General features: G+C 66.5%; 20 protein-coding genes. 14 read left to right on the plus strand and 6 right to left on the minus strand.

Going from position 1 to position 22,558, the window contains the following annotated elements; genetic code table 11:
* Positions 1–36 precede the first annotated feature (36 nt).
* From ACSQ23_RS09595 to ACSQ23_RS09635, 9 genes are read left to right on the plus strand one after another with little or no spacing between them, the layout of a single operon-like run.
* Positions 37–1,068, plus strand: a complete 1,032-nt coding sequence (locus ACSQ23_RS09595; RefSeq protein WP_436090467.1) for an ABC transporter permease — start codon at positions 37–39, stop codon at positions 1,066–1,068.
* Entirely contained in the window at positions 1,052–1,951 is a 900-nt protein-coding gene (locus ACSQ23_RS09600; RefSeq protein WP_248310490.1) for an ABC transporter permease, read from the plus strand. Before ACSQ23_RS09595 ends, ACSQ23_RS09600 begins: the two co-directional genes overlap by 17 nt.
* Positions 1,951–2,916 (plus strand): ABC transporter ATP-binding protein, encoded by a 966-nt coding sequence (locus ACSQ23_RS09605; protein WP_055875809.1) that lies wholly within the window; start codon positions 1,951–1,953, stop codon positions 2,914–2,916. The genes ACSQ23_RS09600 and ACSQ23_RS09605 overlap by 1 nt, the downstream gene beginning before the upstream one ends.
* Positions 2,913–3,923, plus strand: coding sequence for an oligopeptide/dipeptide ABC transporter ATP-binding protein (locus tag ACSQ23_RS09610; RefSeq protein WP_436090468.1), 1,011 nt, complete (start codon positions 2,913–2,915; stop codon positions 3,921–3,923). The genes ACSQ23_RS09605 and ACSQ23_RS09610 overlap by 4 nt, the downstream gene beginning before the upstream one ends.
* Positions 3,920–4,927, plus strand: coding sequence for a DUF6282 family protein (locus ACSQ23_RS09615; protein ID WP_055875815.1), 1,008 nt, complete (start codon positions 3,920–3,922; stop codon positions 4,925–4,927). The genes ACSQ23_RS09610 and ACSQ23_RS09615 overlap by 4 nt, the downstream gene beginning before the upstream one ends.
* Positions 4,928–4,936: 9 nt before the next feature.
* Complete coding sequence (locus tag ACSQ23_RS09620; RefSeq protein WP_055875817.1) at positions 4,937–5,929, plus strand: DUF6282 family protein; 993 nt, start codon at positions 4,937–4,939, stop codon at positions 5,927–5,929.
* The gene (gene allB, locus ACSQ23_RS09625) at positions 5,929–7,329 is read left to right on the plus strand and encodes an allantoinase AllB (RefSeq protein ID WP_436090469.1); all 1,401 of its coding nucleotides are present in this window, start codon (positions 5,929–5,931) and stop codon (positions 7,327–7,329) included. The genes ACSQ23_RS09620 and allB overlap by 1 nt, the downstream gene beginning before the upstream one ends.
* A 5-nt stretch (positions 7,330–7,334) precedes the next feature.
* Positions 7,335–9,593: a GAF domain-containing protein gene (locus ACSQ23_RS09630; protein WP_436090470.1), complete on the plus strand. Its 2,259-nt coding sequence runs from the start codon at positions 7,335–7,337 to the stop codon at positions 9,591–9,593.
* Positions 9,577–10,221, plus strand: a complete 645-nt coding sequence (locus tag ACSQ23_RS09635; RefSeq protein ID WP_436090471.1) for a response regulator — start codon at positions 9,577–9,579, stop codon at positions 10,219–10,221. Before ACSQ23_RS09630 ends, ACSQ23_RS09635 begins: the two co-directional genes overlap by 17 nt.
* Here the strand turns inward: ACSQ23_RS09635 and ACSQ23_RS09640 are convergent.
* The 4 genes from ACSQ23_RS09640 to ACSQ23_RS09655 all read right to left on the minus strand — a co-directional run bounded on the left by ACSQ23_RS09640 (position 10,218) and on the right by ACSQ23_RS09655 (position 14,877).
* Positions 10,218–11,801, minus strand: coding sequence for a glycoside hydrolase family 66 protein (locus ACSQ23_RS09640; RefSeq protein ID WP_436090472.1), 1,584 nt, complete (start codon positions 11,799–11,801; stop codon positions 10,218–10,220). The genes ACSQ23_RS09635 and ACSQ23_RS09640 overlap by 4 nt on opposite strands.
* A 6-nt stretch (positions 11,802–11,807) precedes the next feature.
* Entirely contained in the window at positions 11,808–12,650 is an 843-nt protein-coding gene (locus ACSQ23_RS09645; RefSeq protein WP_436090473.1) for a carbohydrate ABC transporter permease, read from the minus strand.
* Positions 12,647–13,528, minus strand: a complete 882-nt coding sequence (locus tag ACSQ23_RS09650) for a carbohydrate ABC transporter permease (protein ID WP_436090474.1) — start codon at positions 13,526–13,528, stop codon at positions 12,647–12,649. Before ACSQ23_RS09650 ends, ACSQ23_RS09645 begins: the two co-directional genes overlap by 4 nt.
* A gap of 80 nt (positions 13,529–13,608) precedes the next feature.
* Entirely contained in the window at positions 13,609–14,877 is a 1,269-nt protein-coding gene (locus ACSQ23_RS09655; protein ID WP_436090475.1) for an extracellular solute-binding protein, read from the minus strand.
* Positions 14,878–15,039: 162 nt separating this feature from the next.
* On the opposite strand from ACSQ23_RS09655, the gene ACSQ23_RS09660 reads away from it, so the two are divergent.
* Positions 15,040–16,197 carry an ROK family transcriptional regulator gene (locus tag ACSQ23_RS09660; RefSeq protein ID WP_436090476.1) on the plus strand — a complete coding sequence of 386 codons (1,158 nt, stop codon included), beginning with the start codon at positions 15,040–15,042 and terminating at the stop codon, positions 16,195–16,197.
* A gap of 197 nt (positions 16,198–16,394) precedes the next feature.
* Here ACSQ23_RS09660 and ACSQ23_RS09665 read toward each other — a convergent pair whose 3' ends face one another.
* Positions 16,395–17,267: a MurR/RpiR family transcriptional regulator gene (locus ACSQ23_RS09665; RefSeq protein WP_436090477.1), complete on the minus strand. Its 873-nt coding sequence runs from the start codon at positions 17,265–17,267 to the stop codon at positions 16,395–16,397.
* Positions 17,264–17,995, minus strand: coding sequence for an HAD-IIA family hydrolase (locus ACSQ23_RS09670; protein ID WP_436090478.1), 732 nt, complete (start codon positions 17,993–17,995; stop codon positions 17,264–17,266). The genes ACSQ23_RS09665 and ACSQ23_RS09670 overlap by 4 nt, the downstream gene beginning before the upstream one ends.
* A gap of 135 nt (positions 17,996–18,130) precedes the next feature.
* On the opposite strand from ACSQ23_RS09670, the gene ACSQ23_RS09675 reads away from it, so the two are divergent.
* The 4 genes from ACSQ23_RS09675 to ACSQ23_RS09690 all read left to right on the plus strand — a co-directional run bounded on the left by ACSQ23_RS09675 (position 18,131) and on the right by ACSQ23_RS09690 (position 22,515).
* The gene (locus tag ACSQ23_RS09675) at positions 18,131–19,000 is read left to right on the plus strand and encodes a metallophosphoesterase family protein (protein WP_436090479.1); all 870 of its coding nucleotides are present in this window, start codon (positions 18,131–18,133) and stop codon (positions 18,998–19,000) included.
* Complete coding sequence (locus ACSQ23_RS09680) at positions 18,993–19,913, plus strand: ABC transporter permease (protein ID WP_436090480.1); 921 nt, start codon at positions 18,993–18,995, stop codon at positions 19,911–19,913. The genes ACSQ23_RS09675 and ACSQ23_RS09680 overlap by 8 nt, the downstream gene beginning before the upstream one ends.
* On the plus strand, positions 19,910–20,827 hold the full coding sequence (locus ACSQ23_RS09685; protein ID WP_436090481.1) for an ABC transporter permease: 918 nt from the start codon (positions 19,910–19,912) through the stop codon (positions 20,825–20,827). The genes ACSQ23_RS09680 and ACSQ23_RS09685 overlap by 4 nt, the downstream gene beginning before the upstream one ends.
* 134 nt (positions 20,828–20,961) lie before the next feature.
* The gene (locus tag ACSQ23_RS09690) at positions 20,962–22,515 is read left to right on the plus strand and encodes an ABC transporter substrate-binding protein (RefSeq protein WP_436090482.1); all 1,554 of its coding nucleotides are present in this window, start codon (positions 20,962–20,964) and stop codon (positions 22,513–22,515) included.
* The last annotated feature ends 43 nt before the right edge of the window (positions 22,516–22,558 follow it).

Genomic DNA, 22,558 nt, shown 5'->3' on the forward strand with positions numbered 1-22,558 from the left:
GCCGGGACGGCCTCTTCCGACCATCCGGTGACCACCATGCGCCTCCCACCGATCCTCCTCTATGTGTTCAGACGCCTCCTGATCGGCTTCGTCGTGCTGTTCGGTATCAGCGCCGTGGCCTTCTCGATGGCGTACCTGTTGCCGTCCGATCCGGTGACCAGTCGCTACCCCGACATCACCAACGAGCAGCGGGCCGAGATGCGGCGCCAGATGGGGCTCGATCAGCCGCTGGTGGTGCAATATGCGCGCTATATGGAGTCGGTGTTCCGCGGCGAGTTCGGCCGTTCCTTCGGCACCGGCAACAGCGTCGGGCAGGATCTGGCGCAGCGCATCCCGGCAACGCTCGAGCTGGCGAGTTTCGGCATCGCCTTCGGCGTGCTGGTCGGCATCCCGCTCGGGTTGCTCGCTGCCGTCCGACGCGGCAACCCCACCGACCACCTGGTGCGGGTGGTCAATATCGCCATCCAGTCGGTGCCGGCGTTCTGGCTCGGCGTGGTGCTGATCTTCCTCTTATATTTCCAGTGGAGGCTGGTGCCGTCGCCGATCGGCCGGCTGTCGCCGATGTTCGTCTCGCCGCCGCCGGTTACCGGGTTCCTCACCATCGATGCGCTGCTGGCCGGCAAGCCCGATATCGCGTGGGCCGCGCTGCGCCAGCTGATGCTGCCGGCGCTGGTGCTGGGTCTGGGCGTGATCTCGCCGCTGGCGCGCATTACCCGCTCGGCCATGGGCGAGTCGCTGGGCGAAGATTACGTCACCTTCGGCCGGGCGCTGGGGCTGAGGTCACGCCAGGTGGTGCTGGGCGATGCGTTCCGCGGTGCGCTGGTGCCGATCGTCACCACGCTCGGTTTCGTCGTCGCCAACGTGCTGGCCGGCGCTGCTATCGTCGAGACGGTGTTCGCCTGGCCGGGGATCGGCCGTTACGCCGTCACCGCCATCACCACCTCCGACATGGCGCCGGTTTCGACCTGCATCCTGCTGATCGCTTCCAGCGTCGCCATCACCAACCTGCTGGTCGACCTCTCCTATGCCCTCATCGACCCCCGGATCCGGCATGAATATGCAAGGTGATCGCATCGTGCCGCTGACGGCATCCCGCCCCCGACCGAGCCTCAGCTGGCGGAAGCTCTATTTCGGCGCCTTTGGTGGCGACCCGCTCGGCGTCGTCGGGGTGGTGCTGCTCGCCATCCTGCTGCTGACGGCGCTGTTCGGGCCGTTCCTCGTCACCCACGACCCGATCCTCACCACACCCGACGTGCTGCTGCCGCCCTCGCCGACGCATTGGCTGGGCACCGATCATTTCGGCCGCGACGTATTCTCGCGCACCATCACTTCGCTCCGGATCGATTTCATCGTCGCCGGGGTCGGGGTGAGCGGCGCCATCGTCATCGGCTCGCTGATCGGGCTGATCTGCGGCTATGTCGGCGGCTGGTTCGATGACCTGGTGATGCGCGCCGTCGATATCATCCAGTCGTTCCCGCTGATCCTCGTCGCCATGATCCTGGTGCTGGTGCTCGGGCCCGGCGTCGAGAGCATCGTCATCGTCACGGTGCTGATCAATATCCCGCTCTATGCCCGGGTGATCCGCGGGCAGACGCTGAGCAAGAAAAGCCTCGAGTATATCGATGCGGCGCGCTGCTCGGGGGCGAGCGAAACCTCGATCCTGTTCCGGCATCTCCTGCCCAACACGGTCAACCCGATCGTCATCCATGGCAGCCTCAACCTCGCGGCAGCGGTGGGCAATGTCGCGGTGCTGTCATTCCTCGGTATCGGTATCCGCCCGCCGACGCCCGATCTCGGCGTCATGGTGGCCGAAGGCACCAACTACCTGGTGCAGGGCGCCTGGTGGATGAGCATCTGCCCCGGCCTCGTCCTCGCCACCACGATCTTCAGCCTCAACCTGATGGGCGATGCGCTCGAGGCGCGCCTCGATCCGCGCCGGGGGAGCGAGTGATGGGCGAGAAACTGTTCGAAGTCCAGAACCTCTCGATCGATACCAGGCGCGGTGGGGTCACCCGGCGCATCGTCGAGGACATGAACCTCGCGGTCGAGCGCGGGCAGATTTACGGCCTCGTCGGCGAGAGCGGCTCGGGCAAGTCGATCTCGATGATGGCGAGCGTCGGCCTTGCCGCGCCGGGATTGCTGGTCAGGAGCGGCGAGGTCAGCTTCGGCGGCAAGCGGCTTGCCGCGACCGACCAGAAAGGGTTGCGCGGTAACCTCTCGCATGGCGTGTCACTGCTGTTCCAGAATGCCAAGGGCGCGCTGAGCCCGTTCCTCACCGCCGGCCGGCAGGTCGAGCGGGTGCTGGCGCAGCGGCAAGTGCCGAAACAGGCGCGGCCGAAGGAGATCGCCGAGCTGTTCCGGCTGGTCGGGCTGAATTTCGGCGACCTCGGCGAAAAATACCCGCACCAGATCAGCGGTGGGCAGGCGCAGCGCGTCGCCATGGCCTGCGCCATGGCCACCAACCCGGCGCTACTGATCGCGGACGAGCCGACCACTGCGCTCGACGTCACCACCGAACGCGAGCTGCTGCGCTTTCTCGCCCGCATCTGCCGGGAGCGCGACATGGCGATCGTCTTGATCGCGCACAACCTGTCGCTGGTGTCGGAATATTGCTCGGGCCTCACCATCATGCATGCCGGGCAGGTGGTGGAGGAGGGCGCGCTGCGCTCGATCTTCGCCACGCCGCTCCATCCCTATACGCAAGGGCTGATCGCGGCGGTGCCGGATGTCGACGAGCCGCACGAACTGGTGCCGCTCAAGGGCAGCGTCTGGGGCGGACGCAGCGATATCGTGCGCTGCCGGTTTTCGCATCGCTGCCCGCATGTGCGGCCGCAATGCGAGGCTGGGCTGCCGCCGGCCATCGCGCGCGGCGAACACCAGGTGCATTGCGTGCTCTATGAGGGAGAAGCAGCATGAGCGCTCCGGTACTCAGCGTAAGGGAGCTGACCAAGCTGTTTCACAATCCGGCGGCCCCCGAGGCCATGCCGGTCGGGGTGCGCGGCGTGTCGTTCGACATCGAGGCCGGCGAGGTGGTCGGGCTGATCGGCGAGAGCGGCTGCGGCAAGACCACGCTGGGCCGCTGCGTCGTCGGGCTGCAATCGGCCGACGCTGGAGAGATCGTCGTCAACGCCACCAATTTCTCGGCGCTGCGCGGTGACGCCAAGCGTCGCTTCCGGAAGAACGTGCAGATCGTCTTCCAGCGCCCCGAGACCTGCCTCAACCCGCGAATGACGGTCGCGACTTTCGTCACCCAGGCGCTGCGCAACTTCCACACCGTGTCGCGCCAGGGCGAGCGGGCCCGGCTGATCGAGCTCGCAACGCTCGTCGGCCTCCGCGAAGAAGCGCTCGAGCGCTACCCACACCAACTGTCGGGTGGCGAGCGGCAGCGCGTCGCCATCATGCGGGCGCTGGCCTGCGAGCCGCAAGTGATCGTGCTGGACGAGCCGACCTCGGCGCTCGACGTCTCGGTGCAGGCGCAGGTGCTGCGTACGCTGAAGGACCTGCAGGTGGCGGTCGGTACGTCGATGCTGTTCATCAGCCACGACGTGGCGGTGGTGCGCTACATCTGCAGCCGGGTCATGGTGATGTATCTGGGCGTCATCGTCGAGGAAGGGCCGGCCGATGCGGTGTTCTCGGCGCCCTCGCACCCCTATACGCGCGCGCTGCTCGGCGCGGCGCCGCGGATCAAACCCAAACCGGACGACGGGATCGCCATGCGCGGCGAACTGGTGCTCGGCGAGGTGAAGCCGGGCGAATGCCCGGTGCGCGCCCGCTGTCCCCTGGCGCATGAGCGTTGCCACACCGCCCCTCCCGTAACCGAACTGGGCGGCGGCCATCGTGCCGCCTGCTGGCTCAGCGGCGAAACTCCTATCCACCTGTCAAACCAGACTGCCAACCAAGTCGATCAGAAAGCGGCATCATGACTATCAGTGAGTCCTTCTACGAACGGTCGATGGAACTGCCCTCCGAGCTCCTCGTCGGCGCCATCGATAGCCACGTCCATGCCGGACCAGTGCTGCGCTCCAATCCGGGGCACCAGGATCCATTCGAAGTGGCCATCGAAGCGCGCGAGGCCGGCATGCGCGCCATCGTCTACTATGACGTGTTCGGCTGGGCCTCGGGAACGGCCTGGATGGTCAACCGGCATGTGCCGGGGATCAAGACCTTCGGCGGCTACCTGATGAACTCGGCGCATGGCGGGCTCAACCCGCGCTCGGTGCGCACGGCGCTCTATATGGAGGAAGGGTGCCGGTTCATCAGCTTCGGCTCGCACTGCACCTATTTCTCGGCCAGCCGGGAGTCGACGATCATCGACGGGCAACTGGTGCCGTTCAAGGATGCCTATCCGGAGTTCGTCAAGGAGGAGCTCAGCCGCGCCATCCGCATCCCGGAGGAGGGGCCGATCTCCGATGATCTGGCCGAGATCCTGCAGATGGTCGCCGACCATCCGGATGTCTATCTCAACACCGGCCATGTGTCGGGGCCGGAGGTGCTGCGCATCCTCGACCTTGCCGAGGAGTTCGGTATCCACAAGGTGCTGATCGCCCATCCGGCGCGCCAGCAGCTCAGTATCGAGCAGCAGAAGGATGCGGCGCGCCGCGGCTTCTTCCTCGAAGGGTGCCTCGTCGACTGGCTCTACCCGCACGCGCCGCGTACCCATTACTACGTCGAAAAGAAGTACATGGACCGCTCGGGCGACCTGCCGCGGCTCAGGCGCACCGCGACGCAGTGGATGAGCGATATCCGCGAGGTGGGTCCGGAGCATTTCGTCTTGGGCACCGATTACGGCATCCGCGCCGCCTCGAGCCCGGTGCAGGGCATGCGCACGATGATCACGACGCTGCTCGACTACGAGTTCACCCCCGAAGAAATCCGCACCATGACGGCGCACAATCCGGCGCGCCTCATCGGCCTCGACCCGATCTGAGGACAGCTCATGGCGACCTACGAACCCTTCTACAACCGAACCATGGAACTGCCCGAGGAGCTCTTGGTCGGCGCCATCGACAGCCATGTGCATGCCGGTCCGGTGCTGCGCTCCAACCCCGGGCATTTCGACCCGATCCAGGTGGCGGAGATGGCGCGCGCCGCCGGCATGCGCACCATCCTCTACTACGACGTGTTCGGCTGGGCCTCCGGCACGGCCTGGATGGTCAACCGCTACATGAAGGATTTCCGCACCTTCGGCGGCTACCTGATGAACTCGTCGCATGGCGGGCTCAACCCGCGCGCCGTGCGCACCGCACTGAACCTCGGCGATGGCTGCCGGATGATCAGCTTCGGCTCGCACTGCACCTATCATTCGGCCTCAACCGAATCGACGCTGGTCGATGGCAAGCTGGTGCCGTTCAAGGACGCGATCCCTGGTTTTGCCGAAAAGGAACTGAGCCGCGCCGTCCGCATCCCGACGGAAGGGCCGATCCAGGACGAGCTCAAAGAGATCCTCGACATGGTGGCCGAGCGGCCCGAGGTCTACCTCAACACCGGCCACGTTTCGGGACCGGAGGTGCTGCGGATCATCGAACTGGCTGAGCAACACGGGATCAAAAAAGTGCTGGTGGCGCATCCGGCGCGTCAGCTGCTCAGCGTCGAGCAGCAGAAGGAGATTGCCCGCAAGGGCTTCTTCCTCGAAGCTTGCGCCGTGGATTTCGGCGGGCCGTGGATGCCGCAGACGCACTATTATGTAGAGCGTGAACTGATGGACATGGGCTCCCTGGTGCACGGCCGGGCGATGAGCTGGCTGCAGGGCATCCGCGATGTCGGGCCGGAGCAGTTCGTGCTCGCCACCGATTACGGCGTGCGCGTGCTACCCTCACCGATCGAAGGCATGCGGATGATGATTTCGATGCTGCTGTATTTCGGTTTTTCGGTGGAGGAAGTGCAGACCATGACGGCGATCAACCCGGCCCGGATGATCGGTCTCGACTGATGCCGGTTCCCGATCTCTATATCCGCAATGCGACGCTCGCCACCGACGAACAGACGTTCGTCGGTGGCATCGTCATTGCGGGCGAACGCATCGCCGAAGTCGTCACCGGCAACCCGGAACGACCGGCCAGCCAAAGCATCGATGCGACCGGGCTGCTGCTTCTGCCCGGCCTCGTCGATGCGCATGTGCATTTCTCCGAGCCCGGACGCGGACATTGGGAAGGGTTCGAGACCGGTAGCCAGGCGGCAGCGGCCGGCGGCATCACCAGCTTCGTCGAAATGCCGCTCAACGCCCATCCGCCGACCACCGACACGGCCTCGCTGGCGCTGAAACAGGCGGCGGCGGCGGTCAGCCATGTCGACTATGCGTTATGGGGCGGGCTGGTCGACGACAACCTCATGCACCTCGCCGAGCTGCAGCGCGGCGGGGTGGTGGGCTACAAGGCCTTCATGGTGACGGCGACCGATTTCGCCCGCTCCGACCGCCGCATCCTCAAAGCCGGCATGGAACAAATCGCCCGGTTCGGCTCGTTCCTCGCGGTGCATGCCGAGGACGAGGCGATGACGCTCGAGCTCACGGCGGCCCTCCGCGCCAGCGGACGGCGCGATCGCCTCGCCTGGGGCGAGGGGCGACCGATCGAAGCGGAACTCGCGGCGATCGACGAGGCGATCGCGTTGGCCGAGGCAACGGGGGCGCGGCTGCATATCGTCCATGTTTCGTGCGCTGCCGGCATCGACCGGATCAGCGCCGCCAAGGCGCGCGGCGTAAAGGTGACGGCGGAGACCTGTCCGCATTACCTGTTCTTCGATGTCGACGACCTGGTGCGGCTCGGGCCGGTGGCCAAATGCGCGCCACCGCTGCGCTCGCCCGATGAGCGCGACATGCTGTGGGACCGGGTGCTGGCAGGAGAGATCGACGTCATCGCGTCCGACCATTCGCCGTGCCTCTGGGAAGAAAAAGCTGCCGGCGACGACGATATCTATGCCGCCTGGGGCGGCATCTCCGGGCTGCAGTCGACGCTGCCGGTGCTGCTCACCGAGGGGGTGCGGCGGCGTGGCCTGAAGCTCAGCGAACTGGTGCGGATGACGGCAACCGGTCCGGCCCGGCTGTTCGGCTTTGACGATCGGAAGGGGCGGCTCCTGGCAGGCGCCGATGCCGACCTGGTGCTGGTCGATCCGGAAGCCGAGTTCACCCTCGAGGCCAGGGATCTGTTCTATCGCAACCCGCACAGCGCCTATGTCGGTGCTCACTTCGTAGGCAGTGTCCAAAGAACGATCAGCCGCGGGTTGACTGTCTATCAGGAGGGGCGAATGATCGGTCCCTCCGGACATGGCAGGCGGCTCGACGGAGCAGGTCTCCGCGATGCTGCCAGCTCGGAAAAACGCTTGTTCAGGGTTTGAGGGCGATGGGTTTTTCGGCGGGCGACTCGACCATTGACAGCGGCGCGCCGCTCGCCCGCCCGCTCTATCGCGACGACGATGACGGCATGCAGTCGCTGCGTCTGAAGCACCTGCTCACCACCGATATCGACCCGGCCGAGAAGGGCCGGCTGATCGAGCGGCTCGATCGTTCGCTGGTTGTGACCGGGGCCCGCTGGGCGGCGTTGCTGGTCACCGGCGAGCGTGGACTGCAGGTACTGGTGGCAGGCGAGATCCCGCCGTCGATCCACCGGCAGCTGGGCGAGCTCAGGGTGCGCCGTGGCGAGGCGCTGAGTTTTCCGGTGCATGTCACCAATCGCGCCGCCAGCCAGGGTTATGCGGTCGAGGGGGCAGTGGTCGCCGGGCGGGATGCGCCGCAAGGGCACGTGGTTCTGGGTTTCCCACTGGCCGAGCGCGGTTCGGCGCGCCGCATCGACCTGGTCAAGCTGGTGGCCGACGATCTCAGCGGCCTGCTCGAAGGCAATGCGCTGGCCGCGCAGATGGAACATATCCGCAGTCACCTGTCGCTGGTGCACCGGCTGGGGCAGCAGGTGACCTCGATCCACGACCGGGGCGAGCTGTTCGAAGAGATCACCCGGCTGATCCACCGCTCGCTTGGCTACGAGCATATCCAGCTGCTGCTGACCAACGAGGCATCCGGGCGGATCGAGCTGATCCATGCCAGCGGCCCGTTCGCGCCGCAGTTGATGACGGCGGGGTTCAGCGAGGCGATCGGCCGCGGCATTATCGGCCGGGTGGCTGAGACCGGGCGGACGCGGATGTCGGCCGACGTGACGCTCGACAACCATTTCGTCTCGCATGCCATGCTGCCCAACACCGCATCGGAACTGGCGCTGCCGCTGCGGCTGGGAGCACGGGTGGTCGGCGTACTTGATATCCAGAGCGACCGCCGCGATGCGTTCCGGCGCGACGACGTGATCCTGTTGCAGACCATCGCCGACCAGATCGCCCCGGCGATCGAGCAGAACCGGCTGTTTGCCGCAGAGCGGCAGGAACGTGAACTGGCCGATACGCTGGCCGATGTGTCGCGGATCATTTCCTCGAGCCTCGATTCCTCCCATGTGCTGGAAGCGGTGCTGCAGGAGTTGCGCCGGGTGGTGCCGCATCGCGGCTGCCGGGTGACGCTGCGCGGCGACGACGGGATGATGCGGGTGGTCGCCGCCAGAGGCTATCCGGATGACGAACTGGTGCGCCGCGTAGCGTTCCGGCAGGAGGACGCGCCGCTCAGCGAACCGGTAATGCGCGACCATCGCACGCTGATCATCGGCGACGTGACGCGCGAGGCCGATTGGGTGTGGCAGCCCGGCACCGAACAGGTGCGTTCGTGGTGCAGCGCCCCGCTGGTCTTGGGCGACGAATGCCTTGGGTGGCTCTGCATTGATTGGCCGGAGCCCGATTTCTACAACACCGAGCATGGCCGGATCGTCCGTACCTTTGCCGACCAGGCGGTGGTAGCGATCGGCAATGCCAGGCTGTTCGCCCGGGTGAAAGAGCTGAGCGAAGTGCTCGAGCAGAAGGTCGCCGACCGCACCGCGCAGCTGCGCGACGCGCGTGACGAGATCGAGCGCAAGGCGCGCGAACTGCAGGCGCTGCTGCGCCGGCTGGTCGGGGTGCAGGAAGAGGAGCGCCGGCGCATCGCCTATGACCTGCATGACAGCGTGGCGCAGTCGATCCTCGCCTCGACCTACGAACTGCAGGCGTTGCGCCGCCGGGTCGGCGACAGCCCCGATCTCGACCAGCGCCTGACGCAGTGCCAGCGGCTGCTCGATTCCACTTTGCGCGAGATGAAGCAGATCATTTACGCGCTGCGCCCCACCGTGCTCGACGAGCTCGGGCTGATCCCGGCGCTCGAGAACTATCTCGCCTCGCTGCCGGCCAGCGTGCCGATCGCCACCGATATCCGCATCGACGGCACCCCGTTCACGCTCGGGCCAGAAGCTGACCTGGCGGTCTACCGGATCGTCCAGGAAGCCTGCCAGAACGCCGTCCGGCATGCCGGGGCGCGCTCGTTCGGGCTGGTGCTCAGCTTCAGCGCGACCTGGCTCGAAGTGTCGATCCGCGACGATGGTTGCGGCTTCACCATCGACGCGGCGGAGAATGGGCTGGGGCTGGTGGGGATCCGCGAGCGGGCCAGCGCGGTCGGCGGCGAAGTCACGATCGACAGCAGTCCCGGCCTCGGAACCAACATCGTCATTGGAGTGCCAAGTGGTGCAACCGCGCATTAAGGTGATGATCGTCGACGATCACGAGATCTTCCGCCGCGGCGTCAAGAGCCTCCTCGAAGGCGAGGACGACATGCATGTCGTCGCCGAGGCGGGCAATGCCAGCGATGCGCTCACCGAACTCGGCAAGCGCAAGCCCGATGTGGTCACCATCGATATCCGGCTCGGCACCATGGATGGCATCCAGCTGGTGCGGCTGATCAAGGCGCGGCCCGATGCGCCGCGCTGTATCATCCTCTCGACCTATGACGACCGGCAGTATTTGGTAGGGGCGCTGGAAGCGGGGGCGGACGCGTACCTGTTAAAGACCAACTCCTACGAGACGCTGGCGCAGGCGATCCGCTCGATCCATGCCGGCGAGCGCATGCTGTCGCCCGAGCTGATCCCCACCATGATGGAAGAGTACCGCCGGGTGGCGGCGCAGCAGATCCAGCGCGACAGCGGGCTGACGCCGCAGGAAGTGCGCATGTTGCGGCTGCTCGCTGATGGCGGCCGCTCGCAGGACATCGCCAGCGAACTGGCGCTCACCGAGATCACGGTGAAGCGCAAAGTGCAGGAGATCACCACCAAGCTCAACGCCTCCAACCGCGTGCAGGCGGTGGCCGAGGCGATCCGGCGCGGGGTGATCTAGGTCTCGATCACCAGCAACTGCCACACCGTGAGCCGGGGCAGCTCGGCCGCAGCAAAGTCTCCTTCGACCTGCACCGGCACCTCGACAAGGCGCCCCAGGCCATCCGGGTCGGCGACGCGCACGCGTGGCGGCCGCGTGCCCGACAGCCTGAAGCGCAGCGTGGCCCGGCCGGGATCGGCAGGCTTGGCGCGGGCGGCGTCCCACAGCGTGTCGGTCTGGCTGACGAGATTAATCAGGTGGACGATCAGCCGGTTGTTATCGGCGACGATGCGGCGCCAGACCTTGCCGGCGACCGCCGTCTCGCTGAGTTCGGCGCTCGGATAGCTCACGTCGATGTCGTTGTTGTAGGCGCCGGCATGCGAGTTGGTGACGTCGGTCAACTCCGATGGCATCAGCAGCTCGTCATGGGCGACGAGGAAATCGTACCAGCGCTTCAACAGCGCGGCGGTGGTCGGGCCCATCTTGTGGTTGCGCACATAATAGGGGTCGCAGAGCAGCCGGTCGGCTTCGCCGGCCAGCAGTTGCGTGGCGCAGTGCGAATGGAGGGTGGCCATGGTCAGCGCCGTGGCGCGGTCGGCGGCGTCAACCGGGGCGCTGTCGTAGATGTGCTGATAGGCGGCCATCACCACCGGCTTGCCGTCCCCGAAGGCGCGGGCCCGGGTGACGGTGTCGGCGAGGTGCTGCAACGTCAGCTGCGGCGCCCAGGGTTCGATATAGACGGCGTCCTGCCGGATCGCCGCCGTGCGGCGGGTGGGGAAGTCGTTGACGTTGTTGAACACCAGGTGCGCCTCGGGGAGGGCGGCGCGCACCGCTTCGATGAGCGTGACAAACGAAGCCCCGACGTCCACCGCCACACCGTCGGCACGGCGCGCTCGCTTGGGATAGCCGTACTGGTCGAGGTGGTAGCCATCGAAGCCGAGCGCGGCGGTGGAGGCCGAGAGGCCGGCGGTGAAATGCGCCAGCCAATCCGGCGCCGCGGGGTCGAGGATGAAGAGGAAATCGCCGAGGCCATAGGGCGTACCCGTCGCGGTCACCAGGGCCTGGTGCTGCCAGCGGTCCCACTCCTTGGGGCCGACAGCGTAGACGGCGGCGTAGCCGAGGGCACGGGAGCCGGCCTGCTGCACTGCGCCGACCAGCGCGCGGACCGTGGTCAGCGCAATCGGCTGGTCGAGCGCATCGCGATAGCTCTCGCCGCCGCCCAGCAGGTCGGCATGACGGTAGGCCCAATCGTAGAACTGCACGCCGCTCAGATGCAGCCGCCGCACCGTGTCGGTGACGTCGGCGATGTCCTTGTCCGGCGCGTAGCTGGCGACGAAGCCGTAGCGCAGGCGTTGGCGCGGGTCGGCCGCGATCTCGATTGCGGTGGTGAGATCGCCGAGTTCGACGCCATAGCCGCCTTCGGCCAGCATCGGCAGCAGCAGGTCGCCGCCGTGCCAGTCGATCTCGGCGACGATGTCGCCCAGATGGAACACCCGCGCTATTCCTGGTGCGACCTCGCTGCGCACCTCGATGGCGATCGGCTCTTGAGGGCGGAACGAAGCGCGGCGCGGCAGCAGCTCGCGCGCTGGAGTGATCGACATAACGGGTTATCCCTTGACGGAGCCGGCGGTGAGGCCCTGGACGAAGTGGCGCTGGAAAGTGAGGAACACCGCGATGACCGGCAGGATGGCGAGGATCGAAGCGGCGAACACCAGCCCCCATTGCGTGCCCTTGGGCCCCAGCAGCAGGGCGATGGCGATGGGCAAAGTCTGGTGTTCCGGCGTGGTGATGATGGTCAGCGCCCAGGCGAATTCGTCCCAGTTGGCGAGGAAGGTGAAGATGGTGGCGGTGGCCAAAGCCGGGCGGGCCAGCGGCAGCGCCAGGTTCCAGAACCGCCGCCAGTGGCCGGCGCCGTCGATCTGCATCGCCTGGTCGAGTTCGCCCGGCAGCGCCTCGAAGAAACCGCGGAGCAGGAAGGTGTTGAGCGCCAGGTTGCCCGCCACATAGAAGATGATCAGCCCGGGCAGGCTGTCGAGCACGCCGAAGAATTTCGCCAGGACGAACTGCGGCACGATCAGCATCATCGCCGGGATCATCAGCCCGATGAGCAGCAGGCGGAACATCAGTTCGCGACCGGGAAAGCGGTAGCGGGCGAAGCCATAGGCCATCATGGCGCTGAGCAGCACGGCGAGGCTGGTCGAGATCACCGCGACGAGCAGCGAATTGGCGAAGTAGTGGCCGAAATCGCCGCGCAGCAGGATGCGCTCGTAGTTGGAAAGCGTCGCCGGATCGGGGATGAACTGAGGCGGCAGCTTCAGCACATATTGCTGGCCCTTGAAGCTGGTCGACAGCATGTAAAGGAACGGCGTCACCATCAGCAGCGCGCCGAAGGCAAGCGTCACCAGCCGCAGGCTTCTCAAGGGCGTCATCGCGCTGCCCGGCGCGCTCATGGCGTCGCCTCCGGGTTGCGGAACAGCCGCAACTGGAGCGCCGAGAGGGCGAAGACGATCAGGGTCAGCAGCACCGCCAGGGCTGAGCCATAGCCGAAATCGAGGAACTCGAAGGCCTGCCGGTACATGTAGGTGAGCAGCACTTCGGTGGCGCCGCCGGGGCCACCATTGGTCATCACCAGCACCGAGGCGAAGACGTTGAAGCCGCCGATCACCAGCATGATGGTGACGAAGATGGTTGCCGGCCAGATTGCCGGCAGGGTGACGGCACGAAAGCGCTGCCAGCGGTTGGCGCCGTCGATGACGGCCGCCTCCTCGAGTTCCTTCGGCACGCCCTGCAGCGCGGCGAGAAAGATCATCATCGACCAGCCGATGCCTTTCCAGACGCCGAGCGCGCAGATGGCGATCAGCGCGGTCCAGCGGTCGGCGAGCCAGGAGATCTTGTCGGTAGCGCCGAGCAGGTCATCGAGGGCGAAGTTGATCAGGCCGCGGTCGGCGAACAGGTATTTGAACAGCAGCGACACCACCACCCAACTGGTCACCACCGGCAGGTAATAGAGCACCCGGAACAGTGGCTGGGCCGGACTCTTGTCCTTCAGCAGCAGCGCCACGCCGAGCCCGAGCGCGATCTGCGGCGGCACGGTGAAGGCCATGTAGATGCCGCTATTGCTGAGCGCCAGCCAGAAGCGCGGGTCGTTGAAGGCGCGGACATAGTTGTCGAGCCCGAGGAAGCTGCTGGTGGCGCCGGCGACGAGCTTCCAGTCAAAGAAGCTCATCTGAACCGCCTGCAGCATCGGGTAGACGATGCAGACGAGGAACAAGAGGAACCCCGGCGCGATGAACAGCGCCGGAGGCAGATAGGTCCGCCAGAGTTTCATCGCCCCTCCCGTTCTGCGCGACGCGCCTTGGGAGCGCCGCGCGAGTTTGGGCCCGGAGGCGTCGCGGACCACGTCCGTCATCAGAGCGCGCCAGTGAGCAGTGGATCGATCTGTGCGGCGGCCTTGGTGAGGGCCTCCTCGACGCTGATCTTGCCCTCGAAGGCCGGCACCAGTTCGGCGTTGAGGATGCCGTCCACCTTGGACGAGCCGGGGATGGCGAGGCGGGACTTGGCGGTCTTCAGCTGCTCGGCGAAGGGCGCGAGGAACGGCAGAATCTCGGCCTGCTGGTCGGCAAAGGCGGGGATCACCGTCATCTGGCCGGTCCTGGCCATCTCGATCTGGAACTGTTCGGACTGGGTGAAGCGGATGAACTCCAGCGCCGCCTCCTGGTTTTTGCTCGCTGTGGTGAGGACGATATCCTCGCCACCGACGACGCTGATCGAACCGCCCGGGCCTGCCGGCACCGGCGCATAGACCGGGGCGAAATCCGGATACTGCTCAGTCCAGATGCCGGCCATCCACGGACCATCGAGGATGGTGGCGTAGTTTTCAGACGGCAGCCCGTCCGAGGTGCCGACGGCGCCCTGGTTGCCGATGATCAGGTTGGGGATCTGTCCGGCAGTGTAGAGGTCGACCAGCATCTGCACGGCGGCGACGCTCTCGGGGCTGTCGAGATAGCCCGAGGCCTTGGTCAGCTCGGGATCGGTGATGTTGCCGCCACCCGACCAGATCCAGGGAAAGAGGTTCCAGCCACCCAGCCCGCCATCGGCGAACACCTGGATATCGGTCCCCTTGAGCTTGTCGGCCAGCGCCTTCAGCTCGTCGAAGGTAGCGGGCGGCGCGCTGACGCCGGCCTTGTCGAGCGCCGCCTGGTTGACCACCAGCACGCGGGTATTGGTGTCGAGCGGCAGGCCGTAATACTTGCCCTTGTAGAGGTTGGTGGCGAGCGTCCCCGGGTAGGTCGCGTCGGCGAGGGTCTTGAAATCCGGCATCGCATCGGAGAGCGCCACCAGCACGCCGAGATCGGCGAATTGCGGCACCCAGCCGAGGTCGGCGCGCACCAGATCGGGCAGCTCGCCGCCTGCTGCGCTGGTGGTCAGTTTCTGCAGCAGCGAGTCATAGGGCACGTCGACATACTTGATCTTGATGCCGGGATGCGCCGCCTCGAAAGCCGGGATCAGCGTGGCATTCAGCGCGTCCTGCTGGGTCGAGTTGCCGCCATTGCCATAGGCGCCCCAGAAGGTGACGGTGACGTCCTCGGCAAGGGCCGGCAGCGCCGCGAACAGGGCCGCGCCGGCGACCAGCGACAGCAACGCCAACGCGCCCGGGCGAGTCGGGGTAAAGCTCATGATGATGTCCTCCTCAGCGACGGACCTTGGCCGGCCCGTTCAAATTGTTTTATGGCGGAAATAATTATGCTGTCAACGGCGATGATAGACGCCTCGTGATGCCGTATATGTTCCTTGGCAAAATAAATTGGATGAGTTAATCGGGCTGTCCAGGAGAGCTTTATGCGGATCACGACACCCAGATGGATGCCCGGCAATGGCGCGATGCGTGCCGTGGCGCTCGAGGTGCTGATCCACGGCCCGCTGTCACGCAGTGAGGTGGCGCGACGGCTCGACCTGTCGCCTGGCTCGCTCACCCGGCTGTCGACGCCGCTGCTCGAATCCGGGCTGCTGGTCGAGGCGGGCGAGCAGGTCGATGGCAGGGTCGGCCGGCCATCGCAGCTGCTCGACGTGGTGCCGTCGTCACGCCGCTTCATCGGCATGAAGTTGATGGCCGACGAGGTGGTGGGGGTGACCACCGACCTTCGCGCCAACGTGCTCTCCACTGAGGCGCGAAGCTTGCCGGATCGGGCACCCGATGCGGTGGCCGACGTGATCGCCGACCTCACCCGCTCGCTCGCCAGGGGGGCGCCCGAAGTGATGGCGCTCGGCATCGGCATCGGCGGCTTTCTGGGCGAGCACGGGCTTGTGCTGAGCGCCCCGTTTCTCGGCTGGGATGACGTGCAGCTCGGGGCGATGATCGAGGCGCGCACCGGCATCCCGACCCTGGTCGAGAACGACCTCGTCGCCTTCACCGAATACGAGCATTGGTTCGGCGCCGGCCGCGGGCTCGACCGCTTCGCCGTGGTGACGCTGGGCGCCGGCGTCGGCTATGGCCTCGTCATCCACGACGAGATTGTCCGCAACGACGAGTTCGGCATTGGGCTGGTCGGCCACTGGCCGCTCGATCCTTTCGGGCCGGTCTGCTCTGAAGGGCATCGTGGCTGCGCCAAGGCGGTGCTCACCGATACGGCGATTGTCCATGCGGTGTCGCAGGCGCTGGGTCGGAGCGTCAGCTATCCCGAAGCGCTCGACCTCGCCGCTGCCGGCGAGCCGGCGGCGCGCCGGGTGATCGACGATGCCGGGCGAGGGCTTGGGCGGCTGCTCGCCGCCGTCGCCAACCTGACGATGCCGCAAACGGTGATCCTCGGCGGCGAAGGGGTACGCCTCGCCGAGGTGGCGCGCGAGGCGATCAGCCTGGGGATCGCCGGCGATCGCGACCCGCGCACCAGGCCGATCCCGCTGACCATCCGCTCGGGCGAAAACATCGAGTGGTGCCGCGGCGCTGCGTGTGTGGCCGTCCAGGCGTTTGTACTGGGGCGGCGGAGTTCGGAGGGGTAGGGGCTAGTTCCGGCCACAAACGCCGAACGGCACCTCCCCCCTTGCGGGGGAGGTTGGGAGGGGGGTGGCCACCAACACCGAGCTTGAGAAGCGTTCCAAGGTGAGCGCACACCAGCCATCGTGCCTTTGGCCCCACCCCCTCCCAGCCTCCCCCATCAAGGGGAGGTGTCCCGCCGGTGGATTTGGCTGGATCTGGCTTAAACCCGCTTGGTCGACAGCACGTCAAAAGTCCGTTCGATCGTCGCCACGGCGCGGTCGTAATCGGCCAGCGCCAGGGCGGCGATCAGGGCGTCGATGATGGCGAGCTGGGCGATGCGGCTGGTCATCGCTTCGGTGCGGAACTGGGTTTCGCGGGCCAGCGTGTTGAGCACTATATCGGCGTGGCTGAGGATCGGCGACTTGCCGAAATTGGTGACGGCGATGGTGGTGGCGCCGGCCTCCTTGGCGAGGCGGGTGGCGGTCAGCGTCTCGATGGTCGAGCCCGAATGCGAGATGGTGAGCACCGTGACATCAGGGGTGCAGAGCGCCGCGGTGATCGCCTGCACGTGGCTGTCGACGGTGGCGCGCGAGTTGATGCCGATGCGCAAGAGCCGGTAGTTGGCGTCCTCGGCGATGGTGGCGGCGCTGCCGATGCCGAACACTTCGACGCGGCTCGCCTTGCGGATGGCGGCGACGGCGCGGGCCAACTGACCGAGGTCGAGCGCCTTCTGGGTGTCGTGCAGCGCCTGGAGGTCGGAGCGGAAGATCTTTTCGACCACGGTGGCGAGATCGTCATCCGGCTCGAGATCCTCGTGGATGAACTGCACCGGCTGCACCAGATCGCGGGCGATGGCGATCTTGACCTGCTGGAAGCCACGGGCGCCGAGCTGCTGGCAGAGGCTGATGACGCTGCCTTCGCTGGAGCCGGAGCGCTCCGCCACCTCGGTCACCGACATGTGGACGACATCGGAGGCATTGGCGGTGATGAAATCGGCGATGCGACCGGCGGTGGGCGGCAGGTTCGGCCGCAGCGCCGCGATGCGGTCGAGGATGCCGGAGAGCTGGCCCGGCTCCGTGCGCTCGGTGCTCATGCGGGCATGAGCTCACGCAGGGCTTCGTTCAACCCACCCGGCACGGCCTGCCAGAACGTCATGCCCAGCGCCCGGGCGCCGGCGCCGTCGGTCAGGGGATTGTCGCCGATCATCACACCCTCTTCCGGCTCGATACCGAGCCGCTCGCAGCCGAGCCGGAACAGTGCCGGTTCGGGCTTGCCGATCACCGTATGCGGCACCGGCCCGGCGCAGGCAAGGACGGCCGCGGCGAGCGCGCCGGCCTCGGGCACCGGCTGGCCGCCGGGGCCGGGATGGGTGGTATCGGGGCAGGCGACGACCAGTTCGGCGCCGCGCGCCATCGCCTCGGCGGCGGCGGCGAGCTTGGCGTAGTTGAAGCGCCGGTCGCGCGCCACCAGCACGACGTCGGTTTCGGGCTGGTCGACGTCGAGGCCCAGCCGCCGCGCATAGGCGCGGAGCGGGGTCGAGCCGAGCACCATCACCCGGGCGCGCGGCTGGCGCCGGGCGATGGTTTCGAGGGCGCAGGTGCCGGCGAGGATGATCCGATCGGCCGGGATGGCGATGCCGAGGTCGGCGAAGCGGCTCATCAGCTGCAGCGGGGTGTGCTCGGAATCGTTGGAGACAATGGCGAAGCGGCCCTCGAGCCGGCTCAGCAGCTCGCGGGCTCCCGGCAACAGGTGCCGGCCGCTCATCAATGTGCCGTCGAGATCGATGAGGTAGCCGCGTGCGGAACGCACATTGGGCAGCAAGGCGAAACTCCGTGATTTACCAGACGAATCTGGACTGAGCTTGTCTCAGTGTCAAGCTCTTGAAACACTGAGGAAGTTTCATAAGACTGTCACACAGCGGCGCTATCGATTGGGCAGCAACGAGAGGGCCGAGCCATGAAGATCGCTGTTATTACCGACATCCATCACGGCCCGCAGTCGCACACCAAGGAGCCGGGCTGGGATGCATTGCAGGTGATGCGCGACTGCATCTGGCATGCCGGCGAGCAGGGCGCCGACCTGTTGCTCGACCTCGGCGACCGCATCTCCGACACCACCCGCGAGGGCGACCGGCAGGTCGCGTCGGAAGTCGCTGCCACCTTCGCGACCTTCAACGGGCCGCGCTATCACGTGCTCGGCAACCACGACGTCGCCAATATGAGCGTCGCGGACAACGAGGAGATCCTCGGCCAGTCGATGCAAAGCTCGGTGGTCGACCTAGGCGAAGCGCGGCTAATCCTCTGGCAGCCGGGCGTCAAGATCGAGTGGCCGACGGGGTTCCCGCACGCCGCGGCGAACCTCGACTGGCTGGTCGAGACGCTGAACGCGGACACGAAACCCGCGATCATTGCCACGCACGTGCCGCTCTCGGGCCACCTGCAGGTCGGCAACTACTATTTCGAGCGCAACCCGCAGTTCGCCACCTACCCGGACAACGTGGTGGTACGCGAGGCGGTGGAGGCCACCGGCAATGCGGCGCTCTGGCTCTCGGGCCATGTGCATTGGAACACCGTCACCACTATGCGTGGCCTGCCGCATATCACGGTGCAGTCGGTGAGCGAGCGCTTCACCACCTTCCCGCACGGCGCCGCTGCGTTCGCCATGCTCGAGATCGCCGACGGCAGGTTCTCGCTCGAGGTGCATGGCCGCGATCCGTTCGCCGTTTCGATGCCGTTCCGCCGCTCCGGCGAGCGGCCGTGGATGCCGGCGCTGGCGCCGTTCACGGCGCGCGACGTGCCGGCCGAGCGGGAGGCGGAACGTGCTTGATTTCCTCACCCGGCGCACGCTCGGCTCGCTGGCGACGCTGATCGTCGTGGTGGTGGCGGTGTTCTTTGCCACCCGCCTCTCCGGCAACGCCATGGATTACATGCTGCCGCCGGGGATCGACACCGAGACCAAGGCGGCGATGGTGAGGCATTTCGGCCTCGACCAGCCGCTGTGGCTGCAGTTCTGGCGCTATGTCACGGGGCTCTTCAGTGGCGATGTCGGGATCAGCCTGTTCGAGCGCCGCTCGGTGGTCGCGATCTATGCGGAGCGGCTGCCCAACACGGTGATGCTGTTCAGTTATGCGCTGGTGTTGTCGGTCGTCCTCGGCGTGCCGCTGGGGATCGCCGCGGCGCTCAATCGCCGCAATCCGCTGGGCTCGGCGATCATGGCGGTAGCGTTTGTCGGCTACGCGACGCCGAACTTCGTCCTCGCCATCGTGATGATCCTGATCTTCTCGTTCAACCTGCACTGGTTGCCGAGCTCGGGCGACGCGACGCCGCTGCATTTCCTGATGCCGTCGATCGTCCTCGCGGCGCCGATGCTGGCCGAGATCGTCCGCTTCACCCGTAACGCGCTGCTCGACGTGCTGAGCCAGGATTACCTCCGCACCGCCCGCGCCAAGGGGCTGCCGGAATGGCTGGTGATCGTCAAGCATGCGCTGCGCAATGCCGCGATCCCGGTGGTCACCATCATCGGGCTGCAGGTGGCCGGCATGGTGGCGCGCTGCGTGCTGGTCGAAGCGGTGTTCGCCACCAAGGGCATTGGCGACCTCGTGGTGTTCGCCACCATGCAGCGCGATTACCCGGTGCTGCAGTTCGGGGTGATCCTCATCGCCGCCCTGGTGGTGGTCGTCTCCCTGGTCGTCGACCTGCTCTACGCCGCCATCGATCCTCGCGTGAAGGTGACCGCATGACCGACCTTGCCGCTCCCCTGCCGGGCCTCGCCCCGGCCCCAAACATCCGCAACGGCCGGCGCGGCCAGGGCATGCTCGCCATGCTGTGGCGCAAGGCCAACTGGCTGATCCGCCTCTATATCGGGCTGTTCGTCCTGATCCTCCTCGTGGCGTTGTTCGCGCCGCTGCTGGCGCCGTACGATCCGAACGCCCAGACGCTCTTGGCGCGGCTGCGTCCGCCGGTCGGCTTCGATCGCGCCATGGCGGCGCATCCGCTCGGCACCGACCAGCTCGGCCGCGACATGCTCTCGCGCACCCTCTACGGGCTGCAGCTGACCATGCTCATCGCCCTGGTCGGCAGCCTGATCTCGATGTTGCTCGGCACGGCGCTCGGCGTCATCGCCGGCTATGTCCGCGGGCCGTTCGGGACGCTGATCATGGCGCTGGTCGATATCCAGATCGCGGTGCCGTTCACGCTGATCGCGCTCCTCGTCATCGCCATTTTCGGCAACTCGCTGCCGGTGCTGATCACGGTGATCGGCATTGCCGGCTGGGAAGCCTATGCCCGGGTGGTGCGCGCCCAGGTGCTGACGGTGTCGCGCATGCCATTCGTCGAGGCGACCATCGCCGCCGGCGCCACGCACTCGCGCATCCTTCTGAAGCACATCCTGCCCAATATCGTCTCGCCCATCATCGTGATGTGGACGATGACTTTCTCGGCGCTGATCCTCCTCGAAAGCTCGATGTCATTCCTCGGGCTCGGGGTGCAGCCGCCCACCGCTACGCTCGGCTCCATGGTCGGTCTCGGCCGCGATTACCTCGCGTCCAACCCATGGATCGCCGTAGTGCCATCGCTTGCCATCATGTTCGTCTCGCTGCTGGTCCTCCTGATCGGCGACTGGCTGCGCGACGCGCTCGACGTCAAGCTCAAGTAACCGGGCCAACCCGGCAACCCGGCTGTCGCGGTCTCCCAATCCCCGCGCCCGCCTGTCACCACCCGCGCGTCAGTCCTCTGTCCGATCCCCGATCGGCCGGCCGGGAGGGCGCATGTCAAAAACAGGATGCTGTCATGCACAAGACCCTGCTCATCGCCCTCGCCACGACCACCATGCTGGTGGCCCCTAGCCACGCGCTCGACCTCAAGGTCGCGGTGCAGAACCTGCCGGCGACGCTCGACCCCGGCAAGGACCACTCCAACACCGGCTCGCAGATCTACTACAACGCCTTCGATCCGCTGATCGAGAAGGACTATGCCGCCGCTGAAGTCAGCTTCAAGCCGGGCATTGCCACCGAGTGGAAGCAGATCGAGCCGACCATCTTCGAGGTGAAGCTGCGCGACGGCGTGAAGTTCCACAACGGCGCCACCGTGACCGCCGAGGACGTGGTGTTCTCGTTCGAGCGCATCATCAACGAAGCGACGCCCGAGTTCGGCTCGGTGAAGAAGCAGTTCTTCAACAATTTCGAGAAGGTCGAGGCGGTCGACGCGACCACGGTGCGCTTCACCACCTTCAAGCCCGAGCCGCTGTTCGAAACGCTGCTCAACACCTCGGAAGGCTCGATCGTCCCCAAGGCCTATATCGCCGGCCTCTCGGGTGACCCTGCGGTGGTCGAGCCCTCGGATTTCGACGCCTTCGGCCTCGCGCCCGTCGGCACCGGTCCCTATTCGATCCAGAATTTCCAGCCCGGTGAGGGCCTGACCTACGTGAAGTTCGCCGATTACTGGGGCGACAAGGCGCCGCTCGACAGCGCCGAGCTCCGCCGCATCCCTGAGATGGCGACCCGCATCACGGCGCTCGCCAATGGCGAAGTCGACCTCATCACCAATGTGCCGCCCGATCAGCTGGCGACCATCGAAGCCAATCCGAACCTCAAGGTCGAGGGGGCGGTGACGCCGCTGTTCCACGTGGTGTTCTTCAACACCGAGAACCCGAAGATGGCCGACAAGCGGGTCCGCCAGGCGCTCAGCATGGCGATCGACCGGAACCTGCTCAATGAAGCGCTGTGGCTGGGTAAGGCCGTGGTGCCATCGACCCACACCTACCCGCAATATGGCGAGCTCTACATGCCGGAGCTCACGACCTTCGAGTACAACCCGGAAAAGGCCAAGGAACTGCTGAAGGAAGCCGGCTTCGAGGGCCAGACGGTCCGCTACGATACCGACCCGGTCTACTACACCAACGGGCTGCTCGCCGCGCAGGCGATCAAGGAGATGTGGGCGGCGGTCGGCGTCACCATGGACCTGAAGGTCGATCCGAAATGGACCGGCGACGACAAGGACATGGAATCGCGCAACTGGTCGAACCCGATGTACTTCGCCGACCCGGCGGGTTCGTTCGGCACGATGTGGAGCCCGACGGGCGCCCGCATCACCGGCGGTTCGTGGAAGCCGAATGAAGCCTATAGCGAGATGTGGGAGCGCTTCCGCTACTCGACCGATATCGCGACCCGCAAGGCCGCCTATGCCGAGATCATGGCCTATGTGAAGGACGAGGCGCCGGTCCTGGTGCTGTACCAGCCGTATGAATCCTACGGCATGACCAAGAGCCTCGAGTGGAAGCCGCTGCCGGGTCACATCCCGTACGTGCTCGACTTCCGCGCCGGCGCCGTCGCCCTCAACGACTGATAATCCCGCCGGCGGGGAGCGATCCCCGCCGGCCCTATCTCTT

Origin of the sequence: Devosia sp. LjRoot16, assembly GCF_964252795.1 — a bacterium.
GTDB lineage: Bacteria > Pseudomonadota > Alphaproteobacteria > Rhizobiales > Devosiaceae > Devosia_A.